This is a genomic window from Streptomyces sp. NPDC034085, assembly GCF_055575555.1.
In genome coordinates this window covers 485,786-498,437 of sequence record NZ_JBVISL010000004.1, presented here as the reverse complement: position 1 = coordinate 498,437, position 12,652 = coordinate 485,786, and the positions used below count along the sequence as shown (strand labels likewise).

The 12,652-nt window shown below is 74.3% G+C and carries 10 protein-coding genes; 4 read left to right on the top strand and 6 right to left on the bottom strand.

Annotated elements, in window-relative coordinates; all coding sequences use genetic code 11:
• The first annotated feature begins 264 nt into the window (after positions 1-264).
• Positions 265-1,851 carry a phospholipase D-like domain-containing protein gene (locus tag ACZ501_RS17040; protein ID WP_468796217.1) on the top strand — a complete coding sequence of 529 codons (1,587 nt, stop codon included), beginning with the start codon at positions 265-267 and terminating at the stop codon, positions 1,849-1,851.
• Positions 1,852-1,881: 30 nt separating this feature from the next.
• Here the strand turns inward: ACZ501_RS17040 and ACZ501_RS17035 are convergent, their stop codons facing one another.
• From ACZ501_RS17035 to ACZ501_RS17010, 6 genes are all read right to left on the bottom strand, one after another.
• Positions 1,882-2,271, bottom strand: a complete 390-nt coding sequence (locus ACZ501_RS17035; RefSeq protein WP_361608158.1) for a hypothetical protein — start codon at positions 2,269-2,271, stop codon at positions 1,882-1,884.
• Between the two features lie 357 nt (positions 2,272-2,628).
• The gene (locus tag ACZ501_RS17030; RefSeq protein WP_361608155.1) at positions 2,629-3,546 is read right to left on the bottom strand and encodes a MurR/RpiR family transcriptional regulator; all 918 of its coding nucleotides are present in this window, start codon (positions 3,544-3,546) and stop codon (positions 2,629-2,631) included.
• Positions 3,547-3,655: 109 nt separating this feature from the next.
• Positions 3,656-4,456, bottom strand: coding sequence for a hypothetical protein (locus ACZ501_RS17025; protein ID WP_468796215.1), 801 nt, complete (start codon positions 4,454-4,456; stop codon positions 3,656-3,658).
• Entirely contained in the window at positions 4,456-5,721 is a 1,266-nt protein-coding gene (locus ACZ501_RS17020) for a VWA domain-containing protein (protein ID WP_468796213.1), read from the bottom strand. The genes ACZ501_RS17025 and ACZ501_RS17020 overlap by 1 nt, the downstream gene beginning before the upstream one ends.
• A 108-nt stretch (positions 5,722-5,829) precedes the next feature.
• Positions 5,830-7,023 carry a cytochrome P450 family protein gene (locus ACZ501_RS17015; protein WP_468796211.1) on the bottom strand — a complete coding sequence of 398 codons (1,194 nt, stop codon included), beginning with the start codon at positions 7,021-7,023 and terminating at the stop codon, positions 5,830-5,832.
• Between the two features lie 203 nt (positions 7,024-7,226).
• A complete protein-coding gene (locus ACZ501_RS17010) occupies positions 7,227-9,446 on the bottom strand; it encodes a HelD family protein (RefSeq protein ID WP_468796628.1) in 2,220 nt (739 codons plus the stop codon).
• Positions 9,447-9,754: 308 nt separating this feature from the next.
• Between ACZ501_RS17010 and ACZ501_RS17005 the strand changes: the two genes are divergently transcribed.
• The 3 genes from ACZ501_RS17005 (at position 9,755) to ACZ501_RS16995 (ending at position 12,616) form a co-directional block, all read left to right on the top strand.
• A complete protein-coding gene (locus ACZ501_RS17005; protein WP_468796209.1) occupies positions 9,755-10,336 on the top strand; it encodes a hypothetical protein in 582 nt (193 codons plus the stop codon).
• A gap of 66 nt (positions 10,337-10,402) precedes the next feature.
• Positions 10,403-12,232, top strand: a complete 1,830-nt coding sequence (locus ACZ501_RS17000; protein ID WP_468796207.1) for a galactose oxidase-like domain-containing protein — start codon at positions 10,403-10,405, stop codon at positions 12,230-12,232.
• Between the two features lie 174 nt (positions 12,233-12,406).
• The gene (locus tag ACZ501_RS16995) at positions 12,407-12,616 is read left to right on the top strand and encodes an acyl-CoA carboxylase subunit epsilon (RefSeq protein ID WP_361608137.1); all 210 of its coding nucleotides are present in this window, start codon (positions 12,407-12,409) and stop codon (positions 12,614-12,616) included.
• Positions 12,617-12,652: the final 36 nt, after the last annotated feature.

The window sequence follows — 12,652 nt, the reverse complement described above, 5'->3', positions numbered from 1 at the left end:
TCCGGCCGTGCTCGATGCCGCACCCGCGCCGCGCCGACCGGACGGCCGTGTCCCCGCGGCTGCTTCCGGACACGCTGCCGCGGGGGGTGGCCGGACACCGCGCGGCGGGGCTCGTCCCACCGCTCACCGGCGGTGGCCGGAAGGCGACCCCGGTCGGGTGAACGAGGGCTTACGGGCTGGTAACTTGCGCGAGTTGATCAAGGCCGGGGCCCGCTCCGCGGTGCCGCCCGGCCGGAGCCACCCCCCCAGTACCAAGGAACCACATTGGCACGCACCGTCCGCACGACGGCCCTCACGCTCACCCTCTCCTTCGCCCTGCTGCCGGCCGCGCCGGCGTTCGCCGAGGCGCCCACCCCGCACCTGGACTCCGTGGAGCAGACGCTGCGCCAGGTCTCCCCCGGCCTCGAGGGCTCGGTGTGGGAGCGCACGGCCGGCAACCGCCTCGGCTCCTCCGCGCCGGGCGGCTCCGACTGGCTGCTCCAGACGCCCGGCTGCTGGGGCGACCCGGCCTGCACCGAGCGCCCGGGGTCGCGCCGCCTGCTGGACAAGACGCGGCAGGACATCGCCGGGGCCCGCGAGAGCGTGGACATCTCCACCCTGGCCCCCTTCCCCAACGGCGGTTTCCAGGACGCGATCGTCGCCGGCCTCAAGGAGGCCGTGCAGAAGGGCAACCGCCTCCAGGTCCGCATCCTGGTCGGCGCCGCGCCGATCTACCACGCCAACGTGATCCCGTCCTCGTACCGCGACGAGATGGTGGCCAAGCTGGGGCCGGCGGCCGCGAACGTCACCCTCAACGTGGCTTCGATGACCACCTCGAAGACCGGCTTCTCCTGGAACCACTCCAAGCTGGTGGTGGTGGACGGGGGTTCGGTGATCACCGGCGGCATCAACAGCTGGAAGGACGACTACCTCGACACCGCGCACCCGGTGAACGACGTCGACCTCGCGCTGTCCGGTCCGGCGGCGGGCTCCGCCGGCCGCTACCTGGACACGCTGTGGGACTGGACCTGCCGCAACAAGAGCAGCTGGAGCAGCGTCTGGTTCGCCTCCTCCAACGGCGCCGGCTGCCTGCCCACGCTGCCCCGGCCGGCCGCTCCGGCCGGCGGCGGGGACGTCCCCGCGCTGGCGGTCGGCGGTCTCGGCGTGGGCATCCGCCAGTCCGACCCCGCCTCGGCGTTCAGGCCGGTGCTGCCGACGGCCCCCGACACCAAGTGCGGCATCGGCGTCCACGACAACACCAACGCCGACCGGGACTACGACACCGTCAACCCGGAGGAGAGCGCCCTGCGCGCGCTGGTCGCGAGCGCGAAGAGCCACGTCGAGATCTCCCAGCAGGACCTGAACGCGACCTGCCCGCCGCTCCCCCGCTACGACGTCCGCCTGTACGACACGCTCGCCGCGAAGCTGCTGGCCGGGGTGAAGGTCCGCATCGTCGTCAGCGACCCGGCGAACCGGGGCGCGGTCGGCAGCGACGGCTACTCGCAGATCAAGTCGCTGTCCGAGGTGAGCGACGCGCTGCGCGGCCGTCTGACGGTCCTGGCCGGTGACGAGGGGAAGGCGAAGGCCGCGATGTGCCAGAGCCTGCAACTGGCGACCTTCCGGGCGTCGGACAGGGCCGCGTGGGCGGACGGCAAGCCGTACGCCCAGCACCACAAGCTGGTCTCGGTGGACGACGCGGCCTTCTACATCGGCTCGAAGAACCTCTACCCGTCCTGGCTCCAGGACTTCGGCTACGTCGTGGAGAGCCCGGCGGCCGCGAACCAGCTGAAGGACTCCCTGCTGGCTCCGCAGTGGACGTACTCCCGGGCGACGGCCACGTACGACTACGCGCGCGGCCTCTGCCAGGCCTGAGCGGACGGCGGCGGCGGACGGCGTCCCGGGTCAGCGCCTGCGCTGGCCCGGGGCGGCGCTGCCCAGGAGCGCCTCGGAGACGAGACGGGCGCCGCGGGCGAGGCGGCCCAGCTGTTCGAGCTCGATGGCGTACATCCGGATGGTGTTCTCGATGACCGACTCGGCCACTCCCATCGTCGGCAGGTCGGCCCGGCTGGTGTGCAGGGCGACGCGGACCGCGCGCATCTCGTGCTGGAGCTGGAGCTGCACGTGCCGGGCCAGGAGGGCGTGGTGGCGGGTCAGCGTCAGGTAGCCGCCGTAGCGGGCCGGGAGGAGGTCCCGCAGCCAGCGGGTGGCGGTGCGCTCCCAGTCGTGCGTGCCGGGCGCCTTGACCTGAAGGGGCCAGTCCGGGCTGCGCGTGAGGGTGGCCGTCTGGGGCATTCTCGTCACTTCCGAGGGGTGTCGAACTCTGATCGAGACACTGCTGTGGGCGGCCTCGGCCCAGGGGTTGGCCGAGGCCGCCAGGGGCGCTCCTCCGGGGGATCCACAAGCCCTGACTGGGCACCCGGTCCCGCCGTGAGGAGGTTCGGCGTACTGGGTGTCCGTTCGAGGCGGACGTGGGGAGCGTCCGCCTTTGGCGTCTGAGGGATCCGGAGCGCCGCCGTCAGTAAACATATATACCGTCGAGTAAGCAAGAGTATGAAAAATTTCATGCATGCCCTGGCTCTGAATATCCCGCTTCGGCGTGCGGGTGGGAGACCGGTGGAACCGGGGGTCGAGACCGGGTGGAACCAGCCCCTACATGAAGAAACCGTGCTGGTCGGCGACCTGCTCGTACTGTTCGAGCCGCGCCTGGGTCCGCTCCGGGTCCGCGTCGGCCATCGCCTGGAGCAGGGCGGCCGACAGCATGCCGGGGGCCGCGTACGAGTCGAAGACGAGCCGGGAACCGGTGCCGGCGGTCAGCACCACGTCCGCCGCCTCCACCAAGGGGCCCACGGTCGGGTCCGTGATCAGGACGACGCGCAGCCCCGTGCTGCGGGCCGCGCGCAGTGCGGCCAGGGTCTCGTTGGCGTGCCGGGGCATGGCGAAGGCGAGCACCCAGGTGCCGCCCGCGGCCCGGCACTGGAGCAGGGCGTCGTAGGCCACGCTGCCGCCGCGGGTCACGAGGCGCACGTCGGGGTGGATGCGGCGGGCCGCGTACGCGAAGTACTCCGCCAGGGAGACCGAGATCCGCAGGCCCAGCACGGTCAGCGGGACGGAGCCGGCCAGCTCGCGGCCGATGTCCAGCACCTGGTTGGTGTCGGCGAGGAGCCGGCGCACGTGCTCCAGGTTCTCGATCTCGGCGTCGACCGCGGCCTGGAGTTCGTTGCGCCGGATCTGCTCCCGGGTGTCCGGGGTGCCCGCCACCGCCGACAGCGCGATCGGCTGGAGCACGTCGCGCAGGGCCGGGTAGCCGCTGAAGCCGAGCGAGGAGGCGAACCGGGTGACGGACGGCTGGCTGACGCCGACGCGCTCCGCGAGCTCGGTGATGGACAGGAAGGCCGCCTCGGTGAGGTGGTCGATCAGGTACTGGGCGATCCGCCGCTGGCCCGGGGAGAGGCGGTGGCCGTCGAAGAGCGCGAGGAGCCGCTCGGCCGGCGGCCTCTCCTGCTCCGGCGGGGTCCCGCCGGGCTTGATCGCGGCCGCCTGCGCGCGTGCCTGCTGCCCCGATGACACCGGCGGCCTCCTTCTCACGTCACTCTCCTTCCAACATAGCCCACGCTCCGTGGCCGGATGATCGCCCGGCACGGTGCCGCCGCACCCCCTCGGGCGCGGCGGCACCCGCTCACGCCTGCGGCCGGGAGGGGCGGCCCGAGCCGCGGGTGAGGGAGTGGCCGTAGACGCCGGCGAGGGCCGCCAGCACCCCGCCCGCGGCCATCCACAGCCAGCGGTCGGACCACCAGCCGCCGGACCAGCCGCCCTCCGGGGCGCGCGCCTCGCGCTGCGACTCCGAGGCGCCGGAGATGCCCGGGACCAGGGGCTCGGCCAAGGCCGCGTCCACGGCCCCGGCCCCGCCCGTCTCCGTCATCGCGGCCTCCACCTGCGCCCGTACCGGCAGCCCGAGGTCCTCCTCGTGCACCCCGGCGACGGTCAGGCGGACGTAGTAGCTGCCCGGCAGCGGGTCGTTGGACCACGCCTCCGCCCCCGAGCGGACGGTGCGCAGGGTGCAGGAGAGCTCGACGGTGGCGGCCTCCCTGGCCGCCACCGCGCTCTGCTTCCCGTAGGCGCAGGGCTGGCGGCGGCGCAGGCCGTCGTACACGTCGAGCCGCCAGGTCTGCGCCCCGTGCCGGGCGGCGCTCTGCGGGAGCGTCACCGCGGCCCGGACGGTGGCGCGCTGGCCGGTGTCGGCGGGGAACGCCCAGTAGAGGTAGTCGCCGGTGGCCGCGGAGGCCGTGGCCTTCTGCCCGGGCCGGAACAGGGCGGCGGTGCGGAAGCCCGTACCGGCCTCGGTCGGGGCCCGGCCGTCCTTGCCGGTGCCCTGGCCCGTGCTCGGGGTGGGGCTCGGGGCGGCGGTGGCGGCGGCGGCCGGTGCCAGGAGCGCGGCTCCCGCCAACAGGCCGGCGGCGAGGGTGCGTACGGTACGCATCAGTTGGTCCTCCAGACGGAGATGCGCCAGCGCGAGATCCAGCCCCAGACCAGACCGGTCAGCAGGCCCGTGAGCACCAGCAGGCCGATCAGCCACCAGCCCCGCCCGAGGCCGAAGGAGGCCACGTCGGAGCCCTCGTCGGGGCCGTCGACCAGGTCGACGGTCAGCTCGACGGGCATCCCCGGCGCGGTCTTGACGGCCGGGCCGGCGGAGAAGGAGTTGCTGACCTGGAGGCAGACGGTCTCCGGGATCTCGGCGGCGTCCCCGTCGAGTTCGGCCTTCGGGTACCGCAGGCCGGTGGAGATCACGTCGGTACGGCCGTCCCCGGCCTCGGAGCCGCGCACGATCTCCCGCCCGTGGACGGTGGTCGCGCGCAGCAGTACCCCGTAGTCGTTGTTGACGGCCCGGTCGGAGCCGATGCTGACCGAGGCCCGCAGCTCCTGCCCGGGGCGTACCTCGACCCGGTACCAGCGGTGTTCGCCGAAGGTCTCGCGGTCGCTGTAGAGGCCGGCCTTCAGCAGCGGGGCGCCCTCGCACTGCTTGGCGCCCTCGGTCGCCACCGGGGTGGCGACCGGGTCGGCGGCCCGGTCGACCAGCTGTCTGACCCTGCCGGAGAGTTCGGCGGTGTGCGTCACCGAGGTGTAGGTGCCCCCGGTGGCCTCCGCGATGCAGGTGAGCTGGGCGCGGGTCTTGGCGTCGGGGACCAGTCCGAGGGTGTCCACGACGAGGTGGATGCCCTTGGCCGCGATGTCGCGGGCCACCTCGCAGGGGTCGAGGGGGGCGCAGGTGTCCTCGCCGTCGGTGATGAGGACGATCCGGCGGGTGGCGTTGCCGCCGTCCAGGTCCTGGGCGGCGGCCTGGAGGGCCGGCCCGATGGGCGTCCACCCGGTGGGGGCGAGGGTGGCGACGGCGGTCTTGGCCTCCGTACGGTTCACCGTGCCGACGGGGTAGAGCTGCTTGGTGTCCTTGCAGCCGAGCGCCCTGTCCTCACCGGGGTAGGTGGCGCCCAGGGTCCTTATGCCCAGGCGGACTTCGTCGGGGACCGCGTCGAGCACCTCGTTGAAGGCCTGCTTGGCGGCGGCCATCCGGGACTGGCCGTCGATGTCGGTCGCGCGCATCGAGCCGCTGACGTCGAGGACGAGCTCGACCTTGGGCGGTTCCTTCGCCGGCCCGTCGGCGGCGGCTGCGGTGGGCGGGAAGAGTCCCGCGGTCACGGCGACGAACAGGCCGCAGGCCCCTGCCGCCAGCCGTTTTGTTGTGATCATCGCCGGATCGTATTGAGGATCGGGCACCAATCCAAAACGCGGACCAGCAGGCGGAATTCGCCCGGGCCGGGCGGCGGCACGGCGCGCGCCGCCCGGCGGGGGCGGCCGCTACCAGCGCACCGGCAGCCGGCTCACCCCGTGCATCAGGCTGCCCGGGATCCACTCCAGGGGGCCGCCGGCCGGGTCCCGCTCCAGGTCGGGGAAGCGTTCCAGCAGGCTCCGGAGCGCGATCCGGCCCTCCATGCGGGCCAGCGGGGCGCCGATGCAGAAGTGCAGCCCGTGCCCGAAGGCGAGGTGCCCTCCGGGGGCGCGGCGGATGTCGAACACGTCGGGCTCGGCGAAGCGGCCCGGGTCGCGGCCCGCGCCGGAGAGGGAGGCGAGCACGACCGACCCGGCGGGGATGAGGACGCCGCCGAGCTCCACGTCCTTGGCCGCGTAGCGGTAGGTGGCGTTCTGCACGGGCCCGTCGTAACGGAGCATCTCCTCCACGGCGCCGCCCAGCAGCCCGTCGTAGTCGGCGCGGAGCGCGGCCAGTTGGTCCGGGTGCGCCAGCAGGGCCCGTACGCCGTTGGAGATGAGGTTGACGGTGGTCTCGTGGCCGGCGACGAGGAGGAGGAAGGCCATGCCGATCAGCTCGTCGGGGGACAGCGAGTCGCCGTCCTCGTCGCGGGTGCGGATCAGCGCGCTGAGCAGGTCGTCGCCGGGCGACTCGGCCTTGGCCGCGAGGAGTTCCGTGAGGTAGAGGCTGAGCTGGACGTGCGCGTCGGCGTTCGTGGCCTCGGGGCGGGGCGCCACGATGTCGTTGGACCAGCGGCGGAAGCGTTCGCGGTCGAGGTCCGGGACGCCGAGGAGCTCGCAGATGACCGTCATCGGCAGCGGGAAGGCGAGGGCCTCGATCAGGTCGGCGGTGCGCGCGGGGCGGGCGGCCATCGCGTCCAGCAGCTCGTCGGTGACCTGCTGGACGCGGGGGCGCATCGCCTCCACCCGGCGGGCGGTGAACTCCCGGGCCACCAGGCGGCGCAGGCGGGTGTGGTGGGGCGGGTCGGACTCCAGCATGTTGGCGTTGGAGGCGCTGGGCTCGATGTCCGGATACAGCCCGGAGGTACGCCAGTCCTTCAGCAGGTCCGGGTGGGTGAGGGCCTGGCGGGCCTCCTCGTACCCGACGACGATCCAGTACGGATCCTCCCCGGGCGTGACGCCCCTGACCTGGTGCACCGGCCCGGCCGCGCGCAGCGACGCGTAGAAGGAGTGGGGATCGGAGTCGAAGTCGGGAGCGCTGGAACTGATGTCAACTACAGGCATCCGGTCACACTACGACGGGCAAAGCCGCCCGGAGACGGGCGAATCCGGCCACTCCTGCGCGCGAATGGCCGGTCTCCTACCCCGGGCGGATGGCACCGGATTCCGGCCCGCCGCCAAGTCCGGGCGGAGAGCCGGATTCCGGTCCGCCGGGCGGAGGGCGGCCGGGTTCCGGTCCGGCGGGCGGGTGCCGCGGGCCGCGTCCGTCAGTCGCGCAGTCCTTCGGGGAGGCGGCCGGTGTGCACCACCCCGAGGTGCTGGGTGGCGCGGGTGAGCGCGACGTACAGGTCGCTCGGTTCGAGGTCCGCGGGCTCGGCCACGATCACCGTGTCGAACTCCAGCCCCTTGGCCTGGCGCGGGTCCAGCAGGACCACGGGCCGGGTCAGGTCCGGCTCCTGCCCCGGCCGTACGCCGGGCAGCGCGGCGGCCAGGGCCGGGTGCAGCGGGCGCGGGGCGATCACCGCGAGCCGGCCCTCGGCCGGGGCGCCCTCGCGCACCGCCTCGGCGACCGCGCCGGCGAGGTCGGGCGCCGCCCGCACCCAGGGCCGTACGCCGGTGGAGCGCACCGAGCGCGGCGGTTCGAAGCCGGGCCGGTGGGCGCGCAGCACTGCGGCCGCCAGCTCCATGATCTCCGCCGGCGTGCGGTAGTTGACGCCGAGCCGTACGTGTTCCCAGCGGTCGCCGACGTACGGGTCGAGGATCTGCTTCCACGAGCCGCAGCCGGCCTCCTCGCCGGTCTGCGCCGGGTCGCCGACCAGGGTCATGGAGCGGGTCGGGCAGCGGCGCATCAGCAGCCGCCAGGCCATCTCGGACAGCTCCTGCGCCTCGTCGACGATGACGTGGCCGAAGGCCCAGGTCCGGTCGGCGGCGGCGCGTTCGGCGGTGGTGCGGTGGTCGGTCTCCTCCTGCCGCTCCGCCATCCGCTCGGCGTCGATGATGTCGTGGGCCGCGAGGTACTCGTTCTCCATGTCCTCGAACTCGTAGGACTCCGAGCCCGCCGACAGGTCGAGGACGCCCTGGGCGTAGGCGATGCGCTCCAGCCGGTCGCGCTCGGCCGCCGCCCGCTCCGCGCTGTCGTCCACGCCGAGGAGTTCGGCGGCCTCGTCGAGGAGCGGGACGTCGGCCGGGGTCCAGTCGCCGGAGGTGCGGCGGATCAGCTCGGCGTCCCGCGCCGGGAGGTGGGAGGGGTCGGCGAGGAAGTCGGCGACCAGCTGCTCGGGGGTCAGGCGCGGCCAGAGGGTGTCGATGGCGGCGTGCACCGCGGGGCTGGTCGCGATCTCCTTGCCGAGCTGCGCGACGTCGTCCGGGCCGAGGAGGTTGGGGCCGCCGTAGGGGTCGGCGCCGAGCCGGTCGGCCAGCTGCTCGGTGAGGGCGTCGACGACGGCGAAGGCGAAGTAGGGGCGGGCCGGGTTGTGGGGCAGGGCGGTGGCGCGGGCCCGGTCGCGGGCCGCGTGCGCCATGGTCCGGTCGAGCAGGAGCGTGCCGTAGTCGTCGTGGTCGATCTCCAGTGCTGGTTCGGGGACCACGGCGCTGTCCTCCCCGCTGCCGGCGGGGACCGCCTCGGGCAGCGTCTGGCGGTCGGCGACGACCTGGGCCAGGACCTCGGCCATGCCGGCGCGGCCCTTGACGGCGGCGGCGCCGGGGCGGTCGGTGCCGGTGGCGCGCAGCCCCGGGTACAGGTCGCCGGGGGAGGCCAGGAGCACCCCGGTCTCGCCGAGGGCGGGCAGCACCTCGCCGATGTAGCCGAGGAAGGCGGGGTTGGGGCCGACGATCAGCACGCCCCGCCGGGCGAGCAGCTCGCGGTGGGCGTAGAGGAGGAAGGCGGCGCGGTGCAGGGCGACGGCGGTCTTCCCGGTGCCGGGGCCGCCCTCCACGACGAGGACGCCCTGGTGCGGGGAGCGGATGACGCGGTCCTGGTCGGCCTGGATGGTCCGCACGATGTCGTGCATGCGGCCGGTGCGGGCGGCGTCGAGCGCGGCGAGCAGCACGGCGTCCGCGTCGGCGCCCTCGTACCCGGTGCGCTCGGTGTCGGCGAGGTCGAGGATCTCGTCGTGCAGGGCGGTGACCCGGCGTCCCTCGGTGGTGATGTGGCGCCGGCGGCGCAGGCCCATGGGGACGTGCCCGGTCGCGAGGTAGAACGGGCGGGCCACTTCGGCGCGCCAGTCGAGGACGAGCGGGGTGCGTTCGGCGTCGTCCTGTCTGATGCCGATACGGCCGATGTGGTGGTCGCGGCCGTCGGAGAACTCGAGCCGGCCGAAACACAGGCCGTGCTCGGCGGAGTTCAGGGCGGAAAGCAGCCCGGACTGCTCGGCGACCAGGACGTCCCTTTCCAGGCGCGCCTGAAAGCCGGTGCCGCCCTCCCCCAGGGCGCCCCGAACGGCCCGTTCGGCCTGGTCCCGGAGGTCTTCGAGCCGCGCGTAGAGCATGCTGATGAATTCCTGCTCGCTCTGAAATTCGGCGTTTGACAATTCCACTCCCTGCGCGATACGATGTCCCCGTAAAGCTTCGTCATGCCCTCCTTTTTTCGAGGGCGTGAACTATTGAATATACGCAGGAGCACGCCCCGGACGTCAATTCGTCCGGGGCGTTTTTCGTGCGCGTGGGACTGCCTGCGGGCGGACGGCCCCTCCCCCGGGCGGGGGAGGCGGGTACGCGGGAGTCCTGCCGAGTGCGGTCCTGCGGCCCCTTCCCGGGGCCGACGCCGGGACCGGCGGGGGCCGACAGCATGGTGGACATGACCAGCACCGGCTCCACCGCCGCCGTTCCCTCGGCGCCCGCCGTTCCCGCCACCCCCGCCCCGCCCCGCTGGGCCGTGCGGGCCGCGCACGTCACCGCGCTGCTCACCCTGCCGACCGGCGTCTGGCGGCTGTTCCTCGCCGCCGGATTCCTCGCGGGCTACACCGAAGCCGGCTACGCGGCAGCCGGGCTGCCCGGCTGGGGCCGGGTGTACGTCGTCCTGCTCAGCGTGGCCGGCGAGGTGCTCGCGCTGCTCGCGCTCGGGCTGGTGCGCCCCTGGGGGGCGGAGCTCCCGCGCCGGGTGCCGCTGGTGGGAGGGCGCCGGCCGGCGCCGGGCCGGGTGGTGGCCGCGGCGGGGGCGTGCGCCGTCGTCCTGACCCTCGTGTGGACGCCGTTCGCCTTCTGGTGGCTCGTCCCGCACCCCGACCTGACCGCCACGGGCGCCACGCTGATCGGGTTCCTCTACCTGCCGCTCGCCGCCTGGGGCCCGCTGCTCGGCGCCCTCACCCTCTCCTACCGCCGCCGGCACCGCGCCGCCGCGCACCCGTACGAGGCAGCGGGTCCGCGTCATATGAGGTGATATGCATGTGATCTTCTAGCATGGCGTCCCTCCCGTCCCTGCGGTCGTCGCACACCGAGGAGTCGCATGTCCCGAGCAGCACACCGGTCGGCACACCGGTCGGCACACCGATCCGCCGCCGTGGCCGCCGTGCTGGCCGCAGCCGTCCTCCTGTCCCAGCCGGCCGTCGCGGCCGCTCCGGCCCACGACCAGTCGGACACGGAGGCCGGCGAGGCCGCCCTGATCGGTCAGGAGCACGCGCGGGCGCACGCCGAGCGGCGCCGGGCCGCCCGCGGCACCGACTACCCGCAGGCCACCCGCACCGCCGGCCTGGCCGCGCTGACCGCGTCACAGGAGCTGGCGAACCGGGCCTTCCGGCCGCAGGAGTCGGGCCGGTTCACCGACTTCTTCCCCTCCCCCGACTTCGGGGTGCACCTGGCCCAGCTGCCGACCGGCAAGGTGCTGCTCTTCTCCTTCGAACGCGTCGAGGTCGACCCCACCAAGGAGACCGGCCCGACCGACCGGATCGGCCCGACCAACGCGGGCCGCGCCTTCCTCTGGGACCCGGCCAGGGGCACCGGCGCCCGCGCCTTCAAGGAGGTCCGGCCGCCGACCGTGCTGATGCCGGACGGTACGTACGTCCCGCGCCCCGCGCCGTTCTTCTGCGCCGGGCACGCGTTCCTGCCCAACGGCATGCTCGCGGTCTTCGGCGGCAACTCCGGCGGCAAGGGCGGCAGCGGCGCGAAGCTCTCCTTCGTCTTCGACCCGTGGACCGAGCACTGGTACCGCAACCGGGACATGTCGGTGGGCCGCTGGTACCCCTCCGCTGTCACCGGCGCCGACGGCCGCCAGTTCATCATGTCCGGCCAGTCCGAGCGCGGTACGGGCACCCCCACCCCGGTGGTGGAGCGGTTCCCCGCGAAGGGGCTGCGGGTGCCCTGGCGCCCGTACGACATCCCGCTGGGCGTCGCGGTCGACCGGTTCCGGGCGGACGCCCCCTTCCGCAACGACTACCCGCACCTGTTCTCGCTGCGGGACGGCATGATCTACGGGCTGGGCCGGGACGCCGACCAGCAGTGGCTCTTCGACCCGGTCAGGGAGACCCGCAGCGACCTGCCCCGGCGCCCGGCGGACTTCCGCGGCTACGGCTCCGCCGTGCCGCTGCCGGCGGGGCTGCGCGGCCCGGACTCCGTGCTGGTGCTCGGCGGAGACCCGCACGACCCCCACACCTACCGGCTCGCGGGCGGGCGGTGGACCACCGAGGAGCCCCGGGCCTTCGGCCGCACCCAGGACGACACCCTGATCCTTCCCGACGCCACCCTGCTCACCGTCAACGGAGCCCTGGACACCCGCGACTACGGCCACGGCCCCTTCAACCCCGAGGCCGACCTCAAGTACCGCCACACCGAGCTGCGCGACGCCGCCGGCCACTGGCGGCTCGGCCCGGCGCAGCGGCTGCCCCGCGGCTACCACTCCAACGCGCTGGTGCTGCCCGACGGGCGGGTGATGGTGACCGGCGACGAACTCCAGCAGATCGCCAACGACCCCGACATCCGTGACTCGATGGACGGCAGCATCGAGCTCTACGAGCCCCCCTACCTGCACCGGGGCGCCCGGCCCGCGCTCGACCGGGCACCGCGCGGCGAACTCGCCCACGGCGCCGCCTTCGAGGTGCGCAGCTCCACCGCCTCCGCCGTCCGGCGGGCCGTGCTGCTGGCCCCGACCACGGTCACCCACGCGGTGAACACCAGCCAGCGGCACCTGGAGCTGCCGATCACCGCGGTGCGCGGGGACACCCTCGCCCTGCGGACCCCGCCGACGGCGGCGGACGCTCCGCCCGGGTACTACATGCTGTTCCTGCTCGACGGGCGCGGGGTGCCCAGTACGGCCAAGTGGGTGAAGCTGGGGCGGCGGTAGTGGCCTTTCCCGCTCCATGTCCCGGTGCCCGCGGGCGGGTCGCCCGGATGGGTGTGGACGGGGCTTTCCCGCACGACACGCCGTCGGGGGCCTCGTAGCGTCGTCAGCACGCGGCCGCTCCGCCCCCGCGGGGCCGGAGCGGTCAGGGGGGTCTCCCGACGAGAGGCCGTACCGATGGGAAGCGACGTCTCCATAGCCAGCCTGCTCCGGGTGCACCGGGGCACCGCCGAGCCGGAGGAACTGGCCGCGATCGCGGTGGTGGTCGCCTGCCTCACGGGCCGGGCCGCACAGCCGCGGCCCCGGCCGGGCCGGCGCGCGCACCACCGCCCGCGTCCCCGGGCCGCCGGCCACGGGTGCTGGGCGGGGTGCTGGGCGTGCCGGTGAGCCGGCCCGGCACCGCCTGCCGCCGGACCGGCCCGC